This window comes from Flavobacterium sp. N3904 (assembly GCF_025947305.1).
In the GTDB taxonomy this organism is placed as follows: domain Bacteria; phylum Bacteroidota; class Bacteroidia; order Flavobacteriales; family Flavobacteriaceae; genus Flavobacterium.
On the sequence record NZ_CP110009.1, the window covers coordinates 2443696 to 2469949 of the forward strand.

At 33.1% G+C, this 26254-nt stretch carries 17 protein-coding genes and 3 tRNA genes; 6 read left to right on the forward strand and 14 right to left on the reverse strand.

Annotation, left to right across the window (positions count from 1 at the left end):
• The first annotated feature begins 19 nt into the window (after positions 1-19).
• From OLM57_RS10310 to rpsT, 4 genes are all read left to right on the forward strand, one after another.
• Positions 20-91 (forward strand) — tRNA-Glu (locus OLM57_RS10310).
• 48 nt (positions 92-139) lie between these two features.
• Positions 140-211: transfer RNA gene (locus tag OLM57_RS10315), tRNA-Glu, on the forward strand.
• Positions 212-252: 41 nt separating this feature from the next.
• Positions 253-324: transfer RNA gene (locus tag OLM57_RS10320), tRNA-Glu, on the forward strand.
• Positions 325-356: 32 nt separating this feature from the next.
• A complete protein-coding gene (gene rpsT / locus OLM57_RS10325) occupies positions 357-608 on the forward strand; it encodes a 30S ribosomal protein S20 (RefSeq protein ID WP_073207384.1) in 252 nt (83 codons plus the stop codon).
• A 358-nt stretch (positions 609-966) separates the two neighbouring features.
• Here the strand turns inward: rpsT and OLM57_RS10330 are convergent, their stop codons facing one another.
• The 6 genes from OLM57_RS10330 to OLM57_RS10355 form a co-directional block, all read right to left on the reverse strand.
• Positions 967-2058: a porin gene (locus OLM57_RS10330; RefSeq protein ID WP_264563612.1), complete on the reverse strand. Its 1092-nt coding sequence runs from the start codon at positions 2056-2058 to the stop codon at positions 967-969.
• A gap of 537 nt (positions 2059-2595) precedes the next feature.
• A complete protein-coding gene (locus OLM57_RS10335) occupies positions 2596-3687 on the reverse strand; it encodes a porin (protein ID WP_264563613.1) in 1092 nt (363 codons plus the stop codon).
• 409 nt (positions 3688-4096) lie between these two features.
• A complete protein-coding gene (locus OLM57_RS10340) occupies positions 4097-6232 on the reverse strand; it encodes a GH92 family glycosyl hydrolase (protein WP_264563614.1) in 2136 nt (711 codons plus the stop codon).
• A gap of 3 nt (positions 6233-6235) precedes the next feature.
• Positions 6236-7156 carry an alpha/beta hydrolase gene (locus OLM57_RS10345; RefSeq protein WP_264563615.1) on the reverse strand — a complete coding sequence of 307 codons (921 nt, stop codon included), beginning with the start codon at positions 7154-7156 and terminating at the stop codon, positions 6236-6238.
• Between the two features lie 16 nt (positions 7157-7172).
• Complete coding sequence (locus OLM57_RS10350) at positions 7173-9008, reverse strand: glycoside hydrolase family 13 protein (RefSeq protein ID WP_264563616.1); 1836 nt, start codon at positions 9006-9008, stop codon at positions 7173-7175.
• Between the two features lie 76 nt (positions 9009-9084).
• The gene (locus OLM57_RS10355; RefSeq protein WP_264563617.1) at positions 9085-10992 is read right to left on the reverse strand and encodes a glycoside hydrolase family 127 protein; all 1908 of its coding nucleotides are present in this window, start codon (positions 10990-10992) and stop codon (positions 9085-9087) included.
• Between the two features lie 125 nt (positions 10993-11117).
• On the opposite strand from OLM57_RS10355, the gene OLM57_RS10360 reads away from it, so the two are divergent.
• The gene (locus OLM57_RS10360) at positions 11118-11963 is read left to right on the forward strand and encodes an AraC family transcriptional regulator (protein ID WP_264563618.1); all 846 of its coding nucleotides are present in this window, start codon (positions 11118-11120) and stop codon (positions 11961-11963) included.
• Between the two features lies 1 nt (position 11964).
• Here the strand turns inward: OLM57_RS10360 and OLM57_RS10365 are convergent, their stop codons facing one another.
• The 5 genes from OLM57_RS10365 to OLM57_RS10385 form a co-directional block, all read right to left on the reverse strand.
• On the reverse strand, positions 11965-16443 hold the full coding sequence (locus OLM57_RS10365; protein ID WP_264563619.1) for a T9SS type B sorting domain-containing protein: 4479 nt from the start codon (positions 16441-16443) through the stop codon (positions 11965-11967).
• A 22-nt stretch (positions 16444-16465) separates the two neighbouring features.
• The gene (locus OLM57_RS10370) at positions 16466-18802 is read right to left on the reverse strand and encodes a T9SS type B sorting domain-containing protein (protein ID WP_264563620.1); all 2337 of its coding nucleotides are present in this window, start codon (positions 18800-18802) and stop codon (positions 16466-16468) included.
• Between the two features lie 14 nt (positions 18803-18816).
• A complete protein-coding gene (locus tag OLM57_RS10375) occupies positions 18817-19653 on the reverse strand; it encodes an ABC transporter permease (protein WP_264563621.1) in 837 nt (278 codons plus the stop codon).
• Positions 19654-19725: 72 nt separating this feature from the next.
• Entirely contained in the window at positions 19726-20622 is an 897-nt protein-coding gene (locus OLM57_RS10380) for an ABC transporter ATP-binding protein (protein WP_264563622.1), read from the reverse strand.
• 94 nt (positions 20623-20716) lie between these two features.
• Positions 20717-22546 carry a sensor histidine kinase gene (locus OLM57_RS10385; protein WP_264563623.1) on the reverse strand — a complete coding sequence of 610 codons (1830 nt, stop codon included), beginning with the start codon at positions 22544-22546 and terminating at the stop codon, positions 20717-20719.
• 287 nt (positions 22547-22833) lie between these two features.
• On the opposite strand from OLM57_RS10385, the gene OLM57_RS10390 reads away from it, so the two are divergent.
• Entirely contained in the window at positions 22834-23901 is a 1068-nt protein-coding gene (locus tag OLM57_RS10390; RefSeq protein ID WP_264563624.1) for a hypothetical protein, read from the forward strand.
• 19 nt (positions 23902-23920) lie between these two features.
• Here the strand turns inward: OLM57_RS10390 and OLM57_RS10395 are convergent, their stop codons facing one another.
• The 3 genes from OLM57_RS10395 to OLM57_RS10405 all read right to left on the reverse strand — a co-directional run bounded on the left by OLM57_RS10395 (position 23921) and on the right by OLM57_RS10405 (position 26069).
• Complete coding sequence (locus OLM57_RS10395) at positions 23921-24160, reverse strand: hypothetical protein (protein ID WP_264563625.1); 240 nt, start codon at positions 24158-24160, stop codon at positions 23921-23923.
• A gap of 222 nt (positions 24161-24382) precedes the next feature.
• The gene (locus OLM57_RS10400; protein WP_264563626.1) at positions 24383-25441 is read right to left on the reverse strand and encodes a nucleoid-associated protein; all 1059 of its coding nucleotides are present in this window, start codon (positions 25439-25441) and stop codon (positions 24383-24385) included.
• 88 nt (positions 25442-25529) lie between these two features.
• On the reverse strand, positions 25530-26069 hold the full coding sequence (locus OLM57_RS10405; protein WP_264563627.1) for a plasmid pRiA4b ORF-3 family protein: 540 nt from the start codon (positions 26067-26069) through the stop codon (positions 25530-25532).
• Positions 26070-26254: the final 185 nt, after the last annotated feature.

Below are 26254 nucleotides of genomic sequence, written 5' to 3' on the forward strand. Positions count from 1 at the left end.
ATCCGCATTAGAGAAGCAAGGCCCGTTCGTCTATCGGTTAGGACGCATGGTTTTCATCCATGTAAGAGCGGTTCGATTCCGCTACGGGCTACAAATTCTTTTTGCAGATTAAAGTTTTCCTGAACTTAGAAGGAGAGATGGCCCGTTCGTCTATCGGTTAGGACGCATGGTTTTCATCCATGTAAGAGCGGTTCGATTCCGCTACGGGCTACAAATTCAGTTGTAGTAGATTGATAATAACTTAGGGGAAATGGTCCGTTCGTCTAGGGGTTAGGACGCCAAGATTTCGTCTTGGTAACAGGGGTTCGATTCCCTTACGGACTACAAAAAAGTATAAAAGATAAAAATATAATAAAATGGCAAATCATAAATCAGCTCTAAAGAGAATTAGAAGTAACGAAAAGAGAAGAGTATTAAATAGATACCAACACAAAACTACTCGTAATGCAATCAAAGCGTTAAGAATAGCTACAGACAAAGTTGATGCAACTTCTAAATTATCAAATGTAATTTCTATGATTGATAAATTGGCTAAGAAAAACATCATACATGATAATAAAGCTTCAAACTTGAAGTCAAAATTAACAAAACATGTTGCAAAATTGTAATTAAATACAATTCCGTTATAAAATATAAAAGCTCCTTCTAGGGGCTTTTTTTGTTGTATATATGTGCTAAAATGCTACTATAAAAGGGCTATATGTTAGTAAAGTCAAGTGTAATATTTGATAGGAATCAAGTCTAAAACTTGTTTTGTGCAGCTTGATTCATATTCGAAAACTGTCTAGAAATACTAAAAAGAAACCATAGAATACTGTTGTAGTTATAAAGTGCGAGTAAAAAAGGGACTCTGAAAATTTGAGCTCATCAAAAAACTCAAAAGAAAACTCATATTTCAGGCTTTTATTAAAAAAAAGCTGCCAAAATCCCTAAAGATCTTGACAGCAAAAAAAATATTTTTATAACTTAGAATGTATAAGTAGCGGCTACCAAAGCATAAGTATTTACACCTTTGAATGCGCCGTCGTTGGCTACAAAAATATCATTTGAGGCAGAGTCAATTCTAAACTCTGGAATAATGGTCATGTTGCCTACTTTGTAATTTAAAGATAATGTATTGCCAATTACCGAAGATCCAGCTAATGCCCCCATTGAAGCAGCTGCGTCTTCTGAATCCAAATATTCTAAACGATATGCTAATAATACATTTGAGCTGATAGAATAGGTTGGATAAAGAACCAATGAAAACCAATCTCCGTCTAAATCACCATCTATATTGTTGCTAGTATTTGCATAAGTGGCATTAAATCCTAATGCAAATTTATCTCCAAACTTTTTTGTAGCTACAAAGTCAAATTGAGTTTTGTCTTCATCCGAAGGCAAAAGATCATCATTTATATCTCTTCTTGGAGCGCCATTAGAAGCGCCTGTTGATAAATTTAAATACGCACTGCCTGTTTCTCCAACATAAGCAATTTGTCCTATGAAAGTTTTTGCGTCTGTTCCTGTTTCAAGAGCCGATTTGAAATCTGTTGGATTAGTGACACCTGCCATAAAACTCAATTTACCTGTGGTGTATTGTGCTTTTATCCCTGTGTTGTAAAAAGGACCGTAGGTAAAGGCATAAGACATACTGTAGTTTTTGTTGTCTACTGCGTCAAGTAACTCATATCCTACGTGAGTGCCAAAAGTACCTGCAACAAATTTGAAACTATCCGAAACATCATAGGTAAATGTTAATTGTTTAATCATAAAACTGTACGGATTGTCATTATAGGTAAATTCTTTTGCTCTACTTCCAAATCCTAAATCTACAAAAACAGATGCTTTTTTCCATTTATGAGAGGCTTCAAGCGAAACCATTCCTAATTCAAATGAATTGTCAGTGTTGGTAAAACTGGTGTAACCATTTGTTACATGTGAAAAATCATATTTATAATAACCATCTGCAGATCCTGCGAATACAGTTGCTGGTGATCCAGCCGGTTCTACTGTTTCTTGTGCAAATGAAATACTTGATGTTAATATTAATGCTAAGAGTGTTACTGCTTTTTTCATGTTTAATTTGTTTTAATTTTTTAATTTGATTTTTTAAACTTGTTATTATTATTTCAAAGAGAATAAACTCATTTAGATTTTACTCTCTTATTTTTCCGGATAGTTACAAAAAACACTCCACATCATTTAAAAAAAAGAACATTTCACTGTAAACTAAATGCTTATAAGTTTTTTGCTAAAAAATCCAATAAAAAAACCTTTTCAAAATGATAGCCTTTTATCAAAATGTACATGTTTTCTGTTGTTTTAGAATAGATTCGGTTTAGACTTTGTCAAACAATTATTAAATAAAAGTCTGGGCTACAATCTCAAAAGCTTTTCGGTTATTATTAAAAAGGAAACGAAGTTTAGTGAGTGTCAAAATTGTTAGAAACCAATGAACTAATATTTTTTAATAACAGGAAGGATTACTTGGTTTTTAAAGAGAATTTAAACTCAATGATTTCTAATGTGCAAACTGGGTTTAAATTTGGATAACAAAAAAAAGCTGCCAAAACCCCTAAAGATCTTGACAGCAAAAAAAAATATTTTTATAATTTAGAATGTATAAGTAGCAGCTACCAAAGCATAAGTATTTACGCCTTTGAATGCACCGTCGTTGGCTACAAAAATATCATTTGAGGCAGAGTCAATTCTAAACTCTGGAATAATGGTCATGTTGCCTACTTTGTAATTTAAAGATAATGTATTGCCAATTACCGAAGATCCAGCTAATGCCCCCATTGAAGCAGCTGCGTCTTCTGAATCCAAATATTCTAAACGATATGCTAATAATACATTTGAGCTGATAGAATAGGTTGGATAAAGAACCAATGAAAACCAATCTCCGTCTAAATCACCATCTATATTGTTGCTAGTATTTGCATAAGTGGCATTAAATCCTAATGCAAATTTATCTCCAAACTTTTTTGTAGCTACAAAGTCAAATTGAGTTTTGTCTTCATCCGAAGGCAAAAGATCATCATTTATATCTCTTCTTGGAGCGCCATTAGAAGCGCCTGTTGATAAATTTAAATACGCACTGCCTGTTTCTCCAACATAAGCAATTTGTCCTATGAAAGTTTTTGCGTCTGTTCCTGTTTCAAGAGCCGATTTGAAATCTGTTGGATTAGTGACACCTGCCATAAAACTCAATTTACCTGTGGTGTATTGTGCTTTTATCCCTGTGTTGTAAAAAGGACCGTAGGTAAAGGCATAAGACATACTGTAGTTTTTGTTGTCTACTGCGTCAAGTAACTCATATCCTACGTGAGTGCCAAAAGTACCTGCAACAAATTTGAAACTATCCGAAACATCATAGGTAAATGTTAATTGTTTAATCATAAAGCTGTACGGATTGTCATTGTATGTAAATTCTTTCGCTCTACTTCCAAATCCTAAATCTACAAAAACAGATGCTTTTTTCCATTTATGAGAGGCTTCAAGCGAAACCATTCCTAATTCAAATGAATTGTCAGTGTTGGTAAAACTGGTGTAACCATTTGTTACATGTGAAAAATCATATTTATAATAACCATCTGCAGATCCTGCGAATACAGTTGCAGGCGATCCAGCCGGTTCTTCCGTTTCTTGTGCAAATGAAATACTTGTTGTTAATATTAATGCTAAGAGTGTTACTACTTTTTTCATGTTTAATTTGTTTTAATTAGTAATTTGTTTGGGTATTATAAATTGATTTTGGTTATTTTTTTTAACGAAATTATTAACTTTTCTTTAACATCAAAACTTTTTTAAAACTTTCAGAAAAGAATTATTGATATCCAAAAATCATTAAAAAATAATAGGTATTCCATATTTAAAATTCGAAATATTAAAAATATCATAATGGAGATTTATTGAAAATACCCCCTTTTAATTTTTTAATATTGGTTTTTATTGCAATTAAAATATCGTAAAATGGCTTTTTTTGTTATTGTATAAAAAAACAACCCCTAAAACAATAGGGGTTGTTTTTTAAATTGAAAAAAAATATGGTTGGTTATTAGATTTAGTCCTATGCTTTTTTAGAGTAATATGGTATTTGTATTTAAATTGGTTTTTACTCAAATTTTAATTCTCCACCTTGCATGATTTGCTTGTAATTGATTTCGATACCTTCGATTTTCTTTCCGTTGAGAATAATTTTTTTATAGGAACTTCCTTTGCTAATAATTGTCAAAGTTTTATTGTCCGAGAGATGGATAGTTGCTTTTTTGACCTGTGGGATTCCAAAAACAAATGCACCTGTGGCAGGATTAACGGGATAAAATCCTAATGTAGTAAAAATGTACCAAGCGCTCATTTGGCCACAGTCATCATTGCCAGTTATTCCATTTGGAGTGTTGTTATAAAATTGGTTGTAGATTTGGGTAATTAATTTTTTACCTTTTTCGGGTTCGTTCGAGTAAGCATACAAATACGAAATATGATGACTTGGTTCGTTTCCGTGAGCGTATTGCCCAATCATGCCTTCTTGTCCAAGATGTCTATTGTCTTCTTCTCCACTTAGAGTAAAAAAAGTATTCAACTGTTTGGTGAATTGTTCTTTGCCGCCTAATAAGTTTATTATTCCCGGAATATCGTGCTGGGTAGATGCCCATGAATATTGCCAAGCATTGGCTTCGGTATAATCTCCAGGGTTGTTCATGGGAGAAGTTGGCTTTAAAGGATCAAATGGAGTTCTCCAATGGCCTTGCGTATCTTTTCCTCTCATTAATCCCGTTTCTTTGTCGAATATGTTTTTGTAGTAAGAAGCTCTTTTGTAATAGGTTTCGGCTACTGTCTTATTACCTAACTTTTCGGCTAATAACGCTACACAATAATCATCATAACCACTTTCTAAAGTTCTGGAAACAGATTCGTTATCTATTTTATCAAAGGGATAATAGCCATATTGGTTGTATAAAGTCCAATCGTTATTGGGATGATTTTTGCTTGTTGTTGCAATCATGGCCTGCAAAGCTTCATTAGCATCAAAACCTCTGAACCCTTTGTTGTAGGCATCCGTTATAATCGGAATGGCATGATTGCCAATCATACAATTGTTTTCTTGCCCCCAAACGGTCCAAATTGGTAGATATCCTGCTGCTTTATGATGAAGTAACATGGTGTTTATAAAACCGTTTACTCGTTCTGGAACAAGTATGGTATATAACGGATTTGCAGCTCGATAGGTATCCCAAAGCGAAAGTGTAGAATAATATTCACCGTTTGCTGCTGTGGCAACTTTGTCATCTGCACCTCGGTATTTTCCATCTACATCGGCAATATTACTGGGTTGCGTAAACAAATGGTACAGTGAAGTATAAAATATTTCTTTTTGTTTTTGAGGGGCTTCAATTTCGATTTTAGCTAAATAGCTGTTCCATTTGGCTTTGGCATTGGCTACCGTTTGCTCAAAATTCCAATTGGGCAATTCCGTTTTTAAATTATTTTTGGCTCCTTCGATGCTTACTGTCGAAAAAGCGATTTTGGCTTGCAATTTTTTGTTTTTTAATTCAAAATCCAAAATATATCTAGGTGCTTTTTCTTTGGCCTTTTTTGGTAATTCTATTGCATTTGAAAATGGATTATCGAAAGTCAGCGTAAAGAAGTATTTTCGCTCAACCCAGTTTTTGTTATGACAATAGCCCGAAATGGCAGTGTTGTTTTCAATGCTAACTTTACTGTCTAATACCAATGAGTCTGTTAAAAAACGCAATCCGTGTTGAATGTCAACCACTAATTTTGCTTTATTCGTGGGATAGAGAAATTGATTGAAAGCGACTCTCTCGGTTGCTGTTAGGTTTACTTTTATACTGTCATTTAGTGTAACCGAATAAAAACCCGGACTTGCTTTTTCCGATTTTTTAATATAAGTTGTTTTAAAATTTTCTGTTTTGTTTTCTACAAAAGGGAGCAATAGAATATCTCCTAAATCATTAATCCCAGTTCCGCTCAAATGGGTTTGAGAAAAGCCTAGAATTTCCTGATTCTTGTATTGATAGCCTGAAGTGTAATCCCAACCTATATCAACATTGTCAGGACTGGGTTGTACCATTCCAAAAGGCAAACAAGGGCCAGGAAAAGTATGACCTGTTCCATCTGTTCCTATAAAAGGATTGACAAATTGTGTAAAGTCTTTTGCTTCTTCCTTGTTATAGCAACTCTCCAAGGAAAATAATAGTAGGAATAGAAAGAATCCTATTTTTTTCATCTGTTATTTTTTTAATAAAAACAATAATGGAATATCCAATCGCTTTGCCCAAGCTACTTCCGAATGGTTTTCTCCAGGGAAAAATTTGGTTTCCCAATTTTTGTTGGTATATCCTTTTGCTTTCATCACAACATCTACTTTTTCTTGAAAAGGTTTATACATCGCGTCAAGGGTTTGATCGCCATAGTCAAAATAGATTTTATGGTTTTTTGGATTGGGGAGATTTACTTTCAGATAATTGACAAAGGCAGCAGGAATTGGATTATTATTTGCTGAAAATGTACCAGGCCAATGGGTAGATAAACAAGCGGCGCCTCCAAAAACTTTTGGATATTCACAAATGGCATACATAGATATAAGTCCTCCCATACTGGAACCGGCAATAAATGTATTCATTTGATTCGGCTCTGTAGAGAAATTTTTATCTATAAATGGTTTTAATTCAGTTACTAAGAATTTAAGATATAAGTCCGAATAAGGCTTGAAAATTTCGCTAGTTCTTCCTGCTTTTTGTAATTGGGCGGTGACCGTGTCTTTTTGAATTTGACTTAGGCTTTCATAAGGTTTTTGAGGAAAATATTCAGGATGACGTTTGGCACCATTGTTCCAAATTCCAACAACTATGAATTTTCGGGTTTTACCTTCTGCGATTAATTTTCCTGCTACTTCGTCAACTTCCCAGGCTTGTTTATTCCAAGTGCTTTCGGCATCATACAATGCTTGTCCGTCGTTCATATACAAAACGGCGTATTTTTCTTTGTTTGAATATCCGTCTGGTAACCAAATATCGATGTTGCGAGCATCAATCAGTTTCGATTGAAAATTTGAAATACGTTGTACTTTTCCGGAAGTAACTTTGACTTCTTGAGCGTTTGAAGGGAAACTAAGCATTCCTACAATGAATACGATTATAGATCTTTTCATTTTAAAACTATTATATTTATTTTATTTCTAGAATTAAAGCGCTTTTTGGGGCGATTTCTAAAGTATTATTTACGGTGATGTCATTATTACTAATAATTTCTTTGGCTTTGAAAGTGCGTGGTATCATTTCATTGTATTTATTCATTTCGAGATTTACTTTCTCTTTGTTTTTATTCAAAATCACCATTACTTTTTCTTTGTCATTGTATCTAAAATAAACGTAAACATCATTTTTTTCCGGAGTATAATGGATGAATTTGCCGTTATGAATAACTGACGCAGTTTTTCTCCAAGTCAGTAAATTAGTCAAGTATTTTTGAGCTTCAAGTTCTTTGGCCTCCAGTCCTTTTCCTGTAGCAGCATTTTTAGTATCATCAGGCCAGCCGCCATAAAAGTCAGCTCTTCTTTGACCGTCATTTCCTGATTTTTCATTGGTAAATAATAATTCGGTTCCGCAATAAAATTCTGGAATTCCTCTCATAGTGGTATATAAAGCCATGGCAATTTTCCAGTTATCAAAGTCTTTATTCAACCTAGAATAAATTCGATCCATATCGTGATTGTCGGGAAAAATTAATAAATTGTTTGGATTTGGATATAGATAATCTTGTCCCATTCCTTTATAATATTCTTTCCAAGTAGATTCCCAATCATTTTTTGTAGTGAGGGATTTTACTAAGTTGTCTGTTAATGCAAAATCCATCAAAGTTGGTAAATAGCATTTATAGCCATCAATGTTGATTTTGTCTTTTTGCCAATAGGCGGAAAGTTCTGTGACTGTGGTCATTTCTTCGCCAACGATATTGAAATTTGGATATTCATCCAAAATAGTTTTGGTCCATTTGGCCAAAAAATCTTTATCGGCATAAGAGAAAGTATCTTCTCTAAAACCGGAAAGTCCAGCATATTCTATCCACCAAATAGTATTTTGAATCAAGAAACTTGCCATAAAAGGATTTCTTTGGTTGAGATCTGGCATGGAAGTATCAAACCAGCCATCCGTATAACCAATTCTATCTTGTTCTGTTGCGTAAGGGTCTAACAAAGTAGATTTAATATGATTTGTTCTTGTTTTGGTTTCCTGAAAATTAAGCCAGTCTTTCATAGGTAAATCTTTGACAAAATAATATTCGGAGCCACAATGATTGAGAACTACGTCCCAAATTACACCAATGTTTCTTTTTTTGGCTTCTTCAACCAATTTCTTAAATTGTTCATTGGTGCCATAACGACTGTCTATTTTGTAAAAATCAGTGGCAGCATACCCGTGATAGGAATAATTGGGCATGTTATTTTCTATAATAGGAGTATTCCATATTTGGGTAAATCCTAAGGATTGAATGTAATCTAAGTTATTGATGATTCCCTGTATGTCTCCACCGTGCCTGCCACTTTCGTCATTTCGATTGGCTTTTTCTAGACTTTCTGGAGTGTTGTCATTTTTTGGGTCACCATTTGCAAAACGATCAGGCATAATTAATAAAATAGCATCTTTTGGAGAAAAACTTAATCTGTTTGCGCTATTGTTTTCTCTTGCCAGCAATGGAAAATCTTTAGTGACTATAGTTTTGTTGTTTTTTTTGAAATTTATTTTGGCAGTTCCAGCAAGAGTTTGTGGATTAATATTTATAGTAACAAACAAATAATTTGGATTTTCTACCTTTTCAGTTTTTATAATCTGTACTCCTTGGTATTTTATTTCAGGTTCCAAATTTTGAATATCGGTTCCGTAAACCAAAAGGGTTATTTGATTTAGTTTCATTCCAACCCACCAATTTCCAGGTTCTAGGCGGCTGATTTGTGCGTTTATGCAATTGGTTATCATTAAAAATAGAATTACAAATTTTTTCATTTATTTAAAATTTATTCGTTAGTAATTAAATGGCTTTATTTATTAAATTGTGAACCTCGATTTAAAATATTGGTGATTAAAAAGAAACCTGTCTTAATACAGTTTGTCCAAAAGGAACTAAAACAACATTTTCTAATTGATTGGTAGTAGTGTTTTTTAAGGTTACGTTGATTTTATCATTCTCAAATTTTGCATTGTTATTTTCAATGAATTGATATTTTGTATTTTCTATCGGACTATAGGTTACATCATAAAAATCTCCTTTGTATATTTTTCCTTTATGTTCGATAGCCGCAATTGGTTTTGCAAAAACTTGTGCTCCATAAGTGAAATATTTTTCATTATTGGCGTCTTCTTTTACAATGATTGAAGCTTTGAACTCAATTGTAACTTGGTCTTCTTTGGCAAATTTTCTATCTAAAACGATGAATCCATTTTCTAGAGTAAATTTCTCTGTGGTTTTTATATGGGTTGCCCAAACGGGTTTTCTGATTTTCAGTTTAAAGTTACTGTTTTTTGAATTTTGAATTTTAAAAACAAACTTATTTTTAAACGGATATTCGGTGATTTCTTCAATTCGAATGGGGTTATTTTCAATCGTTGTTTCTACTATATTTGGAGAAAGAATGGCAGCTACCAAAGTATTGTTCCCCTCTTTCAACCAAGATTTTTCAATAAAATAAGGTGTAATTCTTCCCGCATTGGGATTGCAACATACCGCAACATCTTGGTGTGCGGGTGAATACTTATAACGAGTTTGTTTGCGATCGGGCTCAATTTCTCCGTTTTTGGTACCTAACATTTCAAAAGAATTGTCGGTTTTGAGGTACGCAATACAAGAGTGTTTGGTATCTCGGCTACCTTGAGCAGCATTGTAAAATATGGTTTCAATTTCATCGGCAGTTTTTGCTTGACCTAACTTTTGTAATAGGACGGTGTAACTGTCCAACAATTCGTGTATAGAGCAATATTCATAACCAGTACGAGTGGCATTTGGAATTCTTTCTGCAATCCATTCGTCTCCAATTGGGCCACCAGTAATGGTTGTTGCGTTTTCCAAACGTTGAATATAAATTGCCAATGCTTTTTGTAATTCTACATTTTTGGTTGCATAAGCTGCCACAATCAAAGGACGTAGATGTTCGAAGGTGTGTACGCCATGCGATTGCAATTTGTAATTTGGATTTAAAATATTGGTCAATTGTACATCTTTTTCAGATTGATACGTTTTAGAGAAGTCTTGATATAAAAACAAAGCGTATTCTGCGTATTTTTTATCTCCAGTAATTTGATACATTTTATCTAAAACATCTGTAAAAGTTAGTCCGTGCGAAACACCACCGTTGAATTTCTCTCCAGAAGAAAAAGGACTCGAAGCATTTATAGGATAATTTTGCATCACATTATCAACTGCTTTGACCAATGCGTCCCATACTTTTTTGTCTTTTGAATATTCATAATAGGCGAGTAGCCCTCTGTATAATGTAGTCTTTGACCAAAGTTCTCCGTTTTCGGAATTGAATTTATAACGTAATTCGTCGTCATAAATACCCAAATAGCCATCAGGATCTTGAGTAGCTAATATACTGTAAACGTATTTTTTTACTTTTTCCAAACCAGCTTTGTCGTCAAGAAGTATTACATTACGGATGTAGCCATCCCACCAATTCGATTGGGTTTCGCTATTCCACCACATGTATTGTTCACTTCCTTCGGCATCACCTTCTTTGAGATTGCCTAATTCTTTGGATTTACTGTGTTTTTGCAATCTTCCAGAACCATAAATGGGGTCGTTTATTAAATCCGGAACGAGTTGGTCCAAATTACCAACAAATCCATTTACATCTTTTTGCATTTGTACTTTAATCCAACCGTTAGGTTTTATGCTGCCAAAAGGTAATAATTGATATTTTTCTATTTTTTTTTCTTGAGCATTCATAAAACTCATGGTTAGTAAGTTGAAAATTAATAGTATGTACTTCATTTTTAAATTATTTTTATTCAAAATTAACTCGTTTTTACAAATTAATTTATTACTGAATTGTCAAATTATAAGACTATATTGAATTTTTATTTAGTATTTTTGATGTTATTTTGAGTATATAGTTTATGAAAGCCGTTTTAGAAGATATGAGGTCTCATCAAGAAGTAACTAGTTTTTATGCGTATCGCTTTCAAATTCCATTTTTTGAGTTTAAGTTGCATTATCATCCAGAATTTGAATTGACGTATATTTTAAAAGGGAATGGTTATCGATTAGTAGGAAATAGTCATGAAACATTTGCTGATGGTGATTTAGTTTTATCGGGTTCTAATTTGCCTCATACTTGGGTTGGAAAATCAAGTAACGAAGAGAATTTTGATGCTGTTGTGATTCAATTTTCAACTTCCTTTATAACACCATTTTTAGGGTTTGAAGAAAGTGCTGCATTAAAAAAAATGCTGGAGCAGTCTAAGAAAGGATTATTCTTTCCGGCTGAGAATATTGAAGTCAAAAGGAAATTATTAAAGCTTGTTCATTCTGCAGGTTTTGATAGAATACTAAATTTAATGGTGGTTTTAAATCAATTGACAAACTGTGAACAAGAAGTTTTGTGTACCAATTATTTTCAGTCGGTTTACTCAACTGAAAGTGAAAATAGAATCAATACGGTTTGTGTTTTTTTGGAAAATAATTTTTCGAATAAAATAGGTTTAAAACAAGTGGCAGCCCTAATTCATTTGACGGAAAGTAATTTTTGCAAGTTTTTTAAAAAAGCTACAGGAAAAACTTTTTCGGATTATTTGAATGAAATTCGGATCACTCGAAGTTGCCAATTATTATTGCAATCAGACAAACCTATAAATGTCATTGCTTTTGAATGTGGGTTTGAGACTTTAAGTTATTTCAATCGGGTATTTATGAATAAAAAAGGTTTAACTCCCAAAGAATTTAGAAAGTTAAACCTTTTATGATTTATCTTTTCAGCGAAAAATGTCCCTTAGCTTCTCTGCCATCTTCCAGTTTAATAGTGTACCAATAATCATCAGCAGGCATTGGGTTACCTATAAAAGTCCCATCCCAACCATTGCTTGAGGCAAGAACTTGTTTGATAAGTTTTCCAAAGCGGTCAAATATTAGAATTTTTGCTCCGTTATTAAACGTTTCATTGGCTCCTTTTATATTCCAATAATCATTGTAACCATCATTGTTTGGAGTAAAAAATTTAGGGATTCCAAGTACTGCGATTGTTTTTGAGAATGTTCCGCATCCATTTTTGTCTCGAATGTAGAGGTCGTGTATTCCTGCGGAAATGTTGTCAAAAAAATTGGATTCTTGAAAAGGTCCGTTGGGCAAATCAATGCTGTATTCGTAATCTCCTTGACCTGAAACGTTAGCAGTGACAGTATTTGATTCGGATAAATCAGATATAGTAACCGAGTCGAGATGTGCAATATCAGATGCCGTTACGGTTATTGTTCGGGTTCTGTCGCAGCCTTTAGTTGTTGAAACAGTTACAGTATATATCCCTTCTTCATTGACATTTAAGATGTAATTATTTTCGTTTGGAATAATGCTTCCGTTTTTGGACCAAACATAGCTGTAATCACTAGTTGGAGTATTGCCAATAATTCCAGCATCCAGTTTAACAAAAAAGTTTGGTAAATTGGAACAAACTAATTCATTAGCATTTTGATTATCGTTGGTGTCAATATTTGGTTTTGGATTGACCTGAAGTGTGATATAAGAGCCTAGTCCAAAGCAGGCATTGTCGAGATTGCTTTCTACTCTTACCCAAATATCTTGTTGATTGGGAGTCGTATTTCTATAATTGGATGGATTCGGAATGGCATTGCTTTCCGCTAAGGCATCGGCTTCATTTGCATAGTATTTTATAGTATAGTTTGCACTTGAACCTGGCAGTAAAACTTGAATATCGGCTGCTATACTGCTGAAATCAAACGTGGCGATTCCGTCTTTGTCATCATTGGTGGCATCTATAAAATCATCACAAACTTCAAAAACTTTATTGAAAGAAGAATTGATTTGAGTTGTTGAAACGACAAGATCTAATTGGGCTACACTAAAACAACCATTTGAGTTTTCAACTCTTGTCCAAATACTTTTATTAGAACTTGTATAAGCGATAGGATTTGTGATGAGTGTAGCTGCATCTTTTGTGTTTGCTCCAGCCAAAGTAGTGTAATAGAAAAAAATTTCGTTAGTATAATTGGAAGAAACGAAACTGTTTTTCTCGGCGACATTAAAATTGGATATTCCATCAGTATCATCATCACATTGTACTAATGTAATTGGGGAATTTAAAACAGGTAAAGCAAAAACAGTCAATACAGCAACAACAGAGGTCAAGCCACAAGCATTATTATTTTTGTCTAAAAGAATACGATATTGATATCCATTCATTGTTGCATTTACTTTGGTTACGAGTAATGATGCAGTTTTGGCTCCAGAATAAATGGCATTGTCTATAATTGAATTCCAGGTATTACCTCCATCTGAAGATAGTTGCCAAAGGAAAGTATCAGCATTGGATTCAATACTAAAAGTGGTATTTTGTAATTCACAAATAGATTGATTTGCGGGTTGTTTGGTTACAAGGATTGGATTGGCAATACTATAATTACCGTTTGGTGTGGTATAACCATCGGTTTTACTGGTTACGACTCCGTTTGCGTTAACAGTAACGGGATTTGTTCCTAGCTGTCCGTCAAAATTGGGGTCTGTAAAACCAGCTTCAATAACATCGTTGCAAAAGTCATTGTCGCTGTCAGTTTCGGAAGCATTCATTATACCATCAGCATCGGTATCCGAAACGGTATAGTTTAGAATTCCATTATCTGGAGCAGTTTCCAAAGCATCTGCAAGTCCGTTAGTTCCATAAGCAGTTGCGTCGAGAATTCCATTTTTATTACCATCTGCAGTATTACTGCCAGATTCGACCAAATCATAGATTCCATCATTGTCACTATCCAGATCTAGATAATCTGAAACACCGTCATTATCAGTGTCAATTGTGATTGTTATGGGTTCGAAAATATCATCGAGTCCATTTAGATTACTATCAATATTGGATAATATTTTTGGTGATTTTTGGCTCTCAATAAGGTCTGTTATGCCATCGTTATCCGAGTCTGCATCCAATTGGTCCGGGATTCCGTCATTATCGGAATCTTTTGGAATACAAGTGGCAACAAGTCTGAAGGTCGCTTTGTTGGCTGCAGAATCCAAGAGATTTTTGTGGGTTATTTTTAAAGATTTGGTTTGAAACGATTGAAATTTAAAAGTACCAGTTCCTGCTGGTAAAGGAATACTTCCATTCAATCTGAAACGAATTTCGAAAGACGAAAATTGAGTAACACCGCTTTCATAAATTCCATCGTAATTGGTGTCAATCAGCAACTGATTGGTTGGGTTCAAAACTGTAATTGTTTTGTCAATGTCTGAATTGATACTATATTCGGAATCGGTATTTAATAAATCGGTTGAGTTTGCCGCAGAAACATATTCCAAACTAATGTTTATGGGTTTAATGAAATTTAAATTGTAAGTTACTGAAAATCCTTTTCCTGCCAAAACTTCGGTTACAAAACTACCATCTGCATTTCCTGCAAAAGGAATAGTAGCTGCGGGTGTAGTGTTGGTAATGAAACCAGAAAATGAATTTGAGTAGGTTCCTGTTGTTACAATACCCGAGCTTAAATTGGCAATGTTTAATGCTTGATCACCATACGATTCTGTACAATTTAAGATTCCATCATTGTCGTAATCAATGTCGATATTGTCATTTGCTAAATCGTTATCATAATTTGTTGGGCACTCACTCACTGGGATTTTATCCGAGAAAACATCACTCAAACAACCCGATATACTTCCTTTTACCTGATAAAAACCAGGCTGCGTCGGTGTATAATTATTATTGGTTGCAGATGAAATTGCAATATCATTTTTGTACCATTGAAAAGTATCATAAGAAGATAATGAATTGATTTTCAATGATACGTTTGGAATACAGGGGGAATTTTCGACCGATGTTTTGTCGGATACAATTTCAGGTTTTAAATCAAAACCGGAATAATAGCCTCCATAGGTTGCAGCTCCATTAGTACCAAAATAAGACACATAAACTTGTTTGGTTGATTTTACCGATATATTTCCAGACAAACCATATTCAGTATATCGTACGAATTTTGGATTTCCTATAATAGCAATAGGCGGCGAAGTAATTGGATTGTTGTTTAGTAAAACATTTGCTCCTGATTCTGTAACAATATTTATAACACCATCAAATGTGGTGTTCCCAATGGATTGTATTAAAGGAATGTTGTCAACCGTATTTGGTGTTGAACAATTTATTGGGGGAACAAAAAATAAGTTTTGATTGGCGGGTGAATCGGATCCGCCAATACTTTGGTAGGCAAATATATTTTCGGTAGCAGTTATATACATATTCCCATTGATGAATTGGCTTCCATCCAAGGCAATATATTCACCTTTATTGAGTATTTTAAAGGGGGCAGAACTGCCATTGAGAAAAATTTGTGTTTGATCAGAATGAGCAACTAATAGAACGCGCTCCAATTCATCAGTTCCAATTCCTTTTACAAAAACATATTCTTTCCCGGTTTTTTCTAATGAAACTATTTGGTCAAAACCTACGTCTCTTCCAGTAGGACTTTGAACTCCATCTTGATTTGCGCGTGTCACTATGCTATTGCTTCCGCCAAAAGAACCAGAATTGACAACAACCGGTTTATCGGAAGTTACCAATGCTCCAATTATTTTAGAACTGTTAGAAACACTACTTCCATCATCATAATTTTCCAATGCAAGAATGTAACTTTCATTTTTATTTAATATTACTGTGATTGGTCCAGAAATTACCGATCCATCCAAAAGTCTGGTTCCGTTTTGAAGGTTTGAAATAGTTATTTTTGTTCCGTTTTCGGTAGCAAGTACAGAAGCAAAGTTTAACAATGAAGTGTCAAAAAGAGGATTGAGCATAGCGCCTAATCTAAAAATTGTTCCTAACGCGCTATTGCCTTTAGATACAAGGCCACCTGCATGATTATAACCTCCATTATTATTGATTCCGGCATTGACTCTGGCACTGACATAAATCAAATCTTCGGCTTCAATAATATAACCTTTGTTTTTTATAATTCCGGTCGTAGGAGTGAATAATTGGGTGTTGTCTCCTGATCCAATATCATATCTATAAGGATTTGTGCTATTGACAGTTCCATATTGAACGCTTCCCCCATTTGCAATTATTTTGAAAGTTACATTTTTTAGACTGGGTGTAGAAATGTATAAATATTGATCTTCAACCAGTCCAGTAGAGGAGATTAATGGCGGGATATAATGGGTTTTGCTAAACTGAGCAAAGCTGTTTATCGAAAAAAAGAAAAGTATAATGAATAAGACTTTTTTCATTTGATAAAAATAACAAATAAGACTATCTTTTTAATGAAAAATGCCCTTTTATTTGCTTTCCATCTACAAACGACAGTATAAACCAATAATCATCTGCGGGTAGTGTAATTCCATTTAATGTGCCATTCCAGCCAATATTGCTTGAATTCAATTCTTTTAATAATTTACCATAACGATCAAAAATCGTAATGGTAGATTTTGGCAGAATATCAAGATTTTTTATTTTCCAAGTATCATTAAAACCATCATTATTTGGGGAGAAAAATCGAGGGTAATCAAGCACATAAACTGGATATGGAGTAGTAGCCCCACAACCATTTTTATCCCTGATAGTTGCAAAATAAATACCAGGATTTATGTTTGTAAACAATGGACTATCTTGGTAGTAATTTCCGTCTAATGAAAATTCGTAAACTCCATCACCAGAATATGAAATTGAAATTGTGTTTTCGGATCCGGAAAAATCAGTAACAGTTGCATTGGTAATGGAACCAATCCCGGATGATTTCACGATGATTTTTTTCATTTTTTGGCAACCGTTCGTATCAGTTACTGTTACCGAATAATTTCCAGGAGTTTTAACGTTCAATGTATTTGTCGTGTCACCATTACTCCACAAATAACTAGAAAAGCCATTTTCAATGACTAAGTTTTTATTAGATCCATTGCATAAATAAACAGTTTCCTCTTGAAAATTGGGAGGGTCAAAAGTGTTTACAATTAGTGTTTCGGGTGTAATTTTATAGCAATCAGAACCATTTACAATTCGGGCATAAATAGTTTGCTGATTTGGAATAATATTAGTGTAACTATTCGGCAATTGATTCTTTTGGTCAATGGCATCAGTTTGGTTAAAATAATACTCAACTTTTAAACCAGGAACCAATCCATTAATCACTTGAGGCGTTACCATATTATTTAAGTCAAACTGTGTAAATCCATCTTGATTGGCGTCATTGTCACAAGTTTTTATTGGATTTTGAATTGCAATAGTATTGTTTGAAATGGACAAATTCAGTTGTGCATAATTACTGCAACCAAAAGTGTTATTCACTTTGGCATAAAGGATTTGATTGATTGTTGTGTTTTTAAAAGTAGTTGGATTCAAAATTGGGTTACTATTTCCCTGAGCATCTCCTAATGAGGTATAATAAATCACTTTCGAGAGGCTAGTATCGTTGTTTTTAATGATATTGTCCACTTTGGTCAAATCAAAAACAGCTACTCCATCACCATCATCATCACATTGGGATAAGGTTGTGTTATTTAAAACGATTTGAGGAGCATATTCTATTTTTATCTCATCTTCGGCTTTACAGGTAGAAGGAGATAAAATAACTTTTACTTTGTAGATGCCAGCTCCTGTTATAGTTAGCGTTGGTTTTGTTTCACCTGGAATTGGAATCGTAGAGCCATCTTTAAACCATTCGTAAGTATAAGTTGCAGGAAGTTTGGTGTCAATAGTAAAGCTTTCTCCATAACAAATTGAATTATTGCTTGCCTGAGAACGATCAGGACCCAAATCTAATTTTGCCGAAAAGCTTCCCGCTTCCAGAAATACGGCTGAGTCAAAATATTGTGCTTTATCATCGGCAATTACCAATTTTATATGATAGGTTTTTCCAATGATCACATCGGCCTGCGCTTTTAATTTAATAGTTTGTGCGCTAAAATTTACTGGGCTTGTAGCGTTATTAAATCCATTAAAATAAGATTCATTTATGGCAGGACAGCCAGCATGGGTAATATTTTGATTGTCTACAACCGAGTTTGTGATTGGATGTACATTTTTTGAAGAGACCGGAATCGTCGTTCCCGATAGAACAGCAATATTCGTATAACTGTCAGCGCTCCCTTTTTCCTTAATCAGAAAAGCAAAACCATCGGAGAATTCACAAGGAAAATAGGATTGGTATTCATTCGAAGCAAAAATATAATTGAAGCTAACAAAATTGGTTAAAGGCACAAAATCAAATTCGAGTACAGTTGCATTTATGCTTTTTATTCCCAATGTTTGGTCCAAATCACTATCGCCCAGCCACAACGTATTTCCGCCACCATCTTTGTTGCTTTGATAAGGGCCTATTGAATTTTTACTGCTGGATGTACTCAATACTATTCCTTCGGTAAAAGGAAAACTACTGCTATTGGAATTAAAATAACCATAACTATTTTGCCCAGTTGTAAATGTGTCACCGTTTGCACTAAAGTTAGAAACGTTAGCACAACTGCTATTGACCAAAATATTCTCTATGAGTTGTTGGGCAGTTTTGGTGTCGTCTACTGCAATAAACTGCGCAGTTGCAATTGATGAGCAAAAGCAGAGAACAAAAAAAAGATTTTTTTTAATACCATTCATAGCATACAAATATACTATAAATCCCTATTTTTTAATATTCGGTACGATAGGAAAAGGAAAATTACAGTCCAGCACAAAACAATTGCAGTTGCTGAAAATGAAACGCTATAGTCTTTCAAATTTTCAACACCCATTTGGGTTCCAATAGTTTTTACTAATGACAATCTTGTAAAGGGTTCTGAGATTAGATTTGACATCGCTTCTAAAGGAAAAAATTGGGTAATGTAACTTGCAGTGTTACTATCAGGAAAAATTCTAAAAGTCAAAATACCTTTTCCAATTGCTTCAATAATATCCCAAACCAATAAAAATCCCAATGCAAATGCAGATCGTTTTACGAGTATTCCCAAGAACAAACAGAAAGAGAAAAATCCAACCAGTTTTACAAAAAAGGCCAAAATATATTCCAGATCAGAAAAAACAATTGCAATTTCTGTATAAGAGGAAAAACTATATCCTAGAATTAGAGTCATCACAAAAACAAATACAGTAGAACACAATGAAAATAATACTATAGTAACGAATTTTGAAAGTATGAATTCTTTCTTGCTCAATCCGTCAATTAAATTTTGTTTTAATGTGCCATAGCTGTATTCATTGGCCATCATCGAAACGATAACTATCGCCAAAAAGAATTTCAAAATGGCTGCAATATACGTGTTGAAATGCCAGATATAAGGGAAATTAAAGATGCCCATTTCAGCCACCTGAAAATGAATATTGCCAATGTTAAACTTGATAGAAGCTATCAAAGCGATAAAAGAAAGTAATATAAAATAAGTTAAAGTCAGTACACGACTGGCTTTGTTTAACCAAATTTTTTGTAATTCTATAGAGAGTAATCGTTTCATGTTTTTAATTTTAGATTTCAGTCCCGATTGCTATCAGGAAAGATTTGAAATTGCTATTGCTATTGAATTTTGTTATTGATTCTTGGTTAATTCCAAAAATTGCTCTTCCAGACTGTTTTTGCGTTTTACTAAATGACTTAGACAAATGTTATTTGAAAACAGAAACTGATTCAAATCTTTTGACTCTAAATTTGTTTTTAAATACACCAAAAGTTTTCCTTCAGATTTAGTCATTTTTTCAATAGCGGGGTGGGTATTCAGTACCTGAATTAAATGTTCGATATCGTCTGTCTGCAATTCGAAGAAACCTTCATTGGCAGAAATGCCATCTACAGAACCAGAATAGAGTACTTCACCTTTTCTTAAAACCAAAACATGGGTACATACTTTCTCCACTTCGTCCAATAAATGAGAAGCCAGTAAAATGGTAGTTCCTTTTGCTGCGATTTGTTTGATTATATCTCGTATTTGATGAATTCCCTGTGGATCCAATCCATTGGTGGGTTCATCCAGAATTAAGATTTCTGGATCATTCAGTAGGGCAGATGCAATGGCAAGGCGTTGTTTCATCCCCAATGAAAAAGTACTGAACTTACTGTCTTTTCTGTCGTTTAAACCTACTAATTCTAACTTCTCAGGGATTTTTGAGTAATTGATATTTTTTATTTTACAAACCAGTTTTAGGTTTTCTTGAGCGGTCATGTAAGGATAAAAGTTGGGTCTTTCAATGATGGCTCCTACTTTTTTCAATGCTTCGTGCGTTTGCAGGTTACCGCCAAACCAACTGTATTCTCCCGATGACTTATTGACCACATTGAGTACAATGCCCAAGGTTGTAGATTTTCCGCTTCCATTGGGACCAAGAATCCCGTAAACATTGCCTTTTTTTATTTCTAATGAAACATTTTTTAAGGCCTGAACACTGCCATAACGTTTATTGAGGTTTTGAATTTTAAGTATTGTTTCCAATTTGGTTTGATTTTTAATTTTAAGTAGGACGAATAAAAGCGAAATTTGTTACTTAGAATTAAAAATTGATTTTAATAATTCAATTTGGAGCTATTTATTTTTCGTTTAAATAAATTTTGAAAGTAGAACCCACGTCTTCAATGCTTTCTATTTCAATCTTACCACCCATTGCTTCAATTTGGTTTTTGGTAATAAATAATCCAATGCCCAATGCGTCATGATTGCCATGAAAAGTTTTATACATGCCAAAAACTTTTTTCCCGTATTTATCTAAATCGATCCCTAAACCATTATCTTCAAATGAAATAACAGTACATGTTTCCTCAATTTTATGACTGATTTTTAAAAAGGCTTTTCGTTTTGGGGATTTATATTTTATGGCATTTGTCAATAAATTTAATAAAATGCTATCCAGATAAGCTGGTATAACGCTGATAATTAGATCTTCAGGAATGGTGTTGATAATAGTGATTTGACTTTTATTGATGGTCAAATTCAAAGCATTATTTGTTTTTTTGATTTCTTCTCTTAAAAAGACTTTTGTTTTTTTGATATTAGAATTTTGTTGAATCGTGATAATTTCGTTTAAGTACCTTATTGTTTCTTCCAGTTTTTCTGTTGCACCTTTGAGCATGCTTATATACTTTATTTTCTCATTGGGATCTTCTTCGTTTTCTATCACATCTATAAGCATTGTTAAATTACTCGAGTGCGAACGAATATTATGGGAAACAATATGCGAAAAATTAAAAAGCCGGTTGTTTTGATCAATTGTTAAATCAAGAAGACGTTTGAGTTCGATTTCTTTTTCTTTTCTAAGTGTAACATCTCTTCCAACTCCAACAAAATTCAGTAAATTATTTTCACTATCAAAAACGGGTGTAATATTCAATTCAAACCAATATTCTTCCTTTTTTTGGTTATAATTTAGAATAGTCGTATTAAAACTTTGTTTAGCTAGAATAGCTTCTCTCATTCTGTCAGTAGTAATCTTATCTGTCTTTTTTCCTTTAGACAAATAACCTGCTTTGTGTCCCACTATTTGTTCCATAGTGAGTCCTGTTAATTCCAGATATGCATTGTTTGCCCAAATGCTAAGCCCTTGAGCGTCTGCAATTAAAACAGTGTCAGATGTCCCAGATGCAGCAAGTAATAGCATTTGCATCCGTTCTTCATTTTTTTTTCTTTCGCTGATATCTCTAAAAAACGAAACTAAATAAATCTTATCATCAATTTGAAATTTCTTTCCAGAAGCCATTTCTATTGGTATTACGATTCCGTTTTTGGTTTTCAAAAAGGTTTCTTGTACTTTGTAGACCCCTTCATCGGTATGTTGATGAAGAAAAAATTTAATTTCTTCCCAGTATTTTTGTGGGAATAGAATTGATTTATGACTTCCTATTAATTCAGAATCACTGTAACCTGAAAGATCAGTTAATCTGGAGTTGCAGTCTGTTATAATTCCATTAGAGGCGTCAATTATTAAAATAGCATCGTTTGCACTGGAAAAAATGGAATATAATTTATCGATATTTAGTTGAAGATCATTAATTAAGTTTTGCTCTTTTGTAATATCTTGAATAGTACCTCTTACTTTTATGATTTTTCCATCTTTATATACAATATGTCCAATAGTTTCTATAAAACGAGTATTGTTTTTTGCGGTGAGAATTTCAAATGTACCTTTGTAAGGTATCCCTTTTTGGATTGCATTTTCAACAAGATTTATGATCTTTGTCCTGTTTGCTCCTTCACGATAGAAATTAATTCCATTTTCAACAGTGACAACAAAATCATCTTCTACTTCATGTATTGATTTGGTAACATCATCCCAATAAGAGACATTGGTCAAAAGATCAATCTCCCAAAGTCCAATTTTAGCATATTTTGCCGCTTCGATATAATGCTCTAGCTTGTTTTTCATTAATTGCTATTTTGCTATAATTTAGTTAATGAGAGTCATACCTTAAATCAAATATAGTGAATTTTTTATTGTCTTTATTTTTTTTTATGTTATAAAACTTACATATCAATATGAATTTGATATAAATTCGATCTTTTGGGTATTTGAACCAATAGATTTTTAGTTTTTTTTTATGAAAATTTGATTTTAAAAAGTAAGTTTTTTTATTGTATTTTGGCGATATACCAATTCTGTTTTTTATAATTCTTGAAATTATTTAATGTAAATTTGTATCAAATCTGACTAAAATGAGTGAGCAACCCTTAATGTTTTTAAAAAAACCGTGTTATCCTATAAATAACTCACTTATGAATTATTTAGAACGTTTTGATCTTGTGTCAAAAGAGCCTATTATTTATGATGATTTATTACGTTTTTCTGGGGCAATAAGTGTTTTTGACAAAAACGACAAAGATACTTTGTGGATTCGGGTGTATTATAATGAATTTGAAAGGGATGAAATTGATTTGAATTTAAAAAGAGTGTATTCTCTATTGTATTCTGATGGGAATACCGATATTCTTAAATTCTTGAATATTGATGCAATAGACTATTGTACTTTTGGTAATTCTAAGCCATTTCGAATAAAAGTTAGAAATATTTTGAATGATAATTACACTTATTTTTATATCAAAAAAGCAGATGCTTCCAGGGTTTATGGTTTAGAATTGGAGCATTTATTATCACCATATAAAATTAATTTTCTGGTATTTAAGGATACTTTGATTGAGGAGCATATTACGGGAATTCCCGGAGATGTTTTTATGCAATCGTTACTCAATAAATGTACTGAAATAGAAAAAGCTCAAATTGCCAAAGAGTTTGTGAAGTTCAACGAGCGCTGTATGATCCGTTTGTTGGGTGATATGAGATCCTATAATTATGTAGTTATTCCAATTCACGATTTTGATCAAGTGGTTTATAAAATAAGGCCAATTGATTTTGATCAACAATGTTATGAAGGAAATTTTAAGGTGTACCGTCCGCAATTTTTCAAGGAAAATTATCCGATGATAAAAATTGTAAAAGATAAATTGCAAAACACATCGGTTGAGCAATACAAAAACGAGGAGCGTTCTGCTCTGGCCAAAAGAATAAATTCTGCCGAAAGTAGAATTAAAATATTAATGAAAATTATGGCAAATGATGTTATTTCTACAGAAGAAAATTTGAAACATCTACAAATGGAATTGTACCGCTATACCAACGATATTAATTTTAAAAACGCAAAGTCCATGGGCAGTTTATTGAGTGCTGCTTTTGAATTTCTTACTCGAAATTTCAATACCACCAATTTGTTTAAACCGGGATTTTAAAATTTATTTTAAAAAAATCTTACAAAGAAAGTTGTCTTCTTCTATAATGATCCAATAAGGTTTCGTTGATTGCTTTAAGTTCTGGAGTAAGGAATGTTTTTCTGTCTTGTAAATCATTCGTTAATTCAACTTCACAACAGGTACATTTGTACTCTTTAAAATGACCAGTTACATTTCTAACAGTCACTATTTTATGTCCGATAATAGAACAAATTGTCTTTTTACTAACGAATTTTGAGGTAATTTCTAAAAAGCTCATTGTGTGGGGGTTAATATTTTGACAAACGTATAATAAAATCAATTATCAATCAAATAAATCCGATGAAATGCACTAATTTTTTTAAAAAATATCTTTAATCTTACAAAAGTGTTTTTATTTTATTAATTTTTAAGTTTTTGTTAAAAAAAATCTCCAACTGTCTAAACAGTTGGAGATTATATTTTTTTTTGAAATTTGGATTTTGACAATTTAAACAGAATACTAACTTTTCTCTTCTTTATTGAAATAAACCAAATAGTAATACATTTGTTTTTCTTCGTCCCATCCTTTTTCCACAAATTTTTCGGCACTTTCCGGATTAATGAAATCCATTTTGATTTGAATGTGTGTATCTAAATTGATTACGTTTTTTATTGATTTTCGAGCATCGCTTACAGCAGCATTGGCAATCGGGAAAGAGGTTACGTCTTCGATACTGTATTTTTCACCTTTATCTACCTTGTAATTCTTAAATTCTGGAATCAAATCGGGATTATCCAAAACTTCATTCAGGAAATTGGTTTCTTCAAATTGATCGTTTTTTGCAAAATAATTTACAGAACGATTCATAAACATAACTTCTTCTTTCTTGTCTTCGGCAGGAAAAACAACATCTTTGGCAAATCCTTGACAGAATTTCAAGTATTTTTTGGTGATGAAATTTTCATCCTCAAAAGCATCAACAGACAAGAAATGTTCCAACCAATATCTGGCATCGTAACGATTACTGTCAACAGAAAGGATTTTATAGCCCTCTTCTTTTTTGTAATTAAAAATCAAACAACCTTTGTCCAGTTTGTTCAAACTAACACCGTGCTGCAATATCATTTCCAATTGTGTTCCTTTTTCTTCAAATTGTAAAAAGTCGGATTGAATTTCACTTTTAAAAATACCGATTGCATCTACAATATTGTTGTCAATACTTACATTGGTCAAATAGGTTACATACACTTCTCCGTTTTTGATATGCGGGTGATTGGATTGCTCAAAAAGGTGTTTGGTAATCTTTTTGGAAGCCTCATGCAAACTCGCTGGATTAGCAAAAATTTCGGTTGCAAATTTAAACATGTCATTGTAGTCTAAATCTACTTCATGTGCAAACTGAAAGTAGTTTTCTTCTTTTTCTTTAAACGATTTAAAAAAGAACTCTTTCATCAAAGGCACAATTTCGTCATTTAATTTAAAAGGCTCTTCTGATAAAAAAAGAGGTTCATTACGACTGATGTTTCCCACTCGATGAATAGAAAGGGTTTCGATGTGGGTGTTGTATAGGTTGATCATATTTTTTATTTTATAGATGAAAGAGCCAAGAGAAAAGACAGAATTAAGGTCTTTACTCTTGGCTCTTGATTCTTATTCTCTTATTGTTTTAATTCCAATTCTCCTCAAAACCATAGTCCTCAAAACTATCGTCTCCTTCAAACATGTCTAAATCATCTTCGTCTAAATCATCTTCAAACTCTCCATAGATATCATCATGCATATCGGCTTCAAAGTTTTTCTCCATGGCTTCGTCTGGCATTTCTCCATGCGAAAATATAGTTTCCGGATACATATTTCCGGCTACCTGCTCTTCAACAGCGGCAAGTTCTACCAGAAATGTCCACATATTTATGAAATCGTATACATAAATAATTTTTGTATTTTCCTTGTCCAAAATATCTGAGAGTTGATAATCGCTCATCACTTTTTGTTCTCCGGGAACATCTCCTGTATCAAACATAGAAATCTCATCTTCCTGATTCCAGGTTTCATCACAAGTATAGAAAGAAGCCACTTCCATTCCGTCAAAACCAAATGAATTGAAAATAGCATTGTGTAAATCTTCTAAAGTGTCTTCCGCAAGTATTGCTATGTCTCTAAAAATGTCTTCTTCGGCATCTAGAATAACTCTGAATTTATAAACCATAATCTTTGTTTTATTGAAAGAGCAAATGTAAAGTTTAATTTTAGATTTTATATGTTGATATTTATTGTTTTTTTATCGGTCATATGTAATTCGTATATCATCATTGCTATTTGTTTCAAATTCATTGCGATGCTCATTTCATATTTACGAATTGGGATTTGTTGAAAAGATTTTTATTCGGCTCG

What these genes read in the sequence shown, in the direction of transcription:
- rpsT (WP_073207384.1), top strand. Translation starts at nt 357, where the DNA reads ATGGCAAATCATAAATCAGCTCTAAAGAGAATTAGAAGTAACGAAAAG.
- OLM57_RS10330 (WP_264563612.1), bottom strand. Translation starts at nt 2,058, where the DNA reads ATGAAAAAAGCAGTAACACTCTTAGCATTAATATTAACATCAAGTATT.
- OLM57_RS10335 (WP_264563613.1), bottom strand. Translation starts at nt 3,687, where the DNA reads ATGAAAAAAGTAGTAACACTCTTAGCATTAATATTAACAACAAGTATT.
- OLM57_RS10340 (WP_264563614.1), bottom strand. Translation starts at nt 6,232, where the DNA reads ATGAAAAAAATAGGATTCTTTCTATTCCTACTATTATTTTCCTTGGAG.
- OLM57_RS10345 (WP_264563615.1), bottom strand. Translation starts at nt 7,156, where the DNA reads ATGAAAAGATCTATAATCGTATTCATTGTAGGAATGCTTAGTTTCCCT.
- OLM57_RS10350 (WP_264563616.1), bottom strand. Translation starts at nt 9,008, where the DNA reads ATGAAAAAATTTGTAATTCTATTTTTAATGATAACCAATTGCATAAAC.
- OLM57_RS10355 (WP_264563617.1), bottom strand. Translation starts at nt 10,992, where the DNA reads ATGAAGTACATACTATTAATTTTCAACTTACTAACCATGAGTTTTATG.
- OLM57_RS10360 (WP_264563618.1), top strand. Translation starts at nt 11,118, where the DNA reads ATGAAAGCCGTTTTAGAAGATATGAGGTCTCATCAAGAAGTAACTAGT.
- OLM57_RS10365 (WP_264563619.1), bottom strand. Translation starts at nt 16,443, where the DNA reads ATGAAAAAAGTCTTATTCATTATACTTTTCTTTTTTTCGATAAACAGC.
- OLM57_RS10370 (WP_264563620.1), bottom strand. Translation starts at nt 18,802, where the DNA reads ATGAATGGTATTAAAAAAAATCTTTTTTTTGTTCTCTGCTTTTGCTCA.
- OLM57_RS10375 (WP_264563621.1), bottom strand. Translation starts at nt 19,653, where the DNA reads ATGAAACGATTACTCTCTATAGAATTACAAAAAATTTGGTTAAACAAA.
- OLM57_RS10385 (WP_264563623.1), bottom strand. Translation starts at nt 22,546, where the DNA reads ATGAAAAACAAGCTAGAGCATTATATCGAAGCGGCAAAATATGCTAAA.
- OLM57_RS10390 (WP_264563624.1), top strand. Translation starts at nt 22,834, where the DNA reads ATGAGTGAGCAACCCTTAATGTTTTTAAAAAAACCGTGTTATCCTATA.
- OLM57_RS10395 (WP_264563625.1), bottom strand. Translation starts at nt 24,160, where the DNA reads ATGAGCTTTTTAGAAATTACCTCAAAATTCGTTAGTAAAAAGACAATT.
- OLM57_RS10400 (WP_264563626.1), bottom strand. Translation starts at nt 25,441, where the DNA reads ATGATCAACCTATACAACACCCACATCGAAACCCTTTCTATTCATCGA.
- OLM57_RS10405 (WP_264563627.1), bottom strand. Translation starts at nt 26,069, where the DNA reads ATGGTTTATAAATTCAGAGTTATTCTAGATGCCGAAGAAGACATTTTT.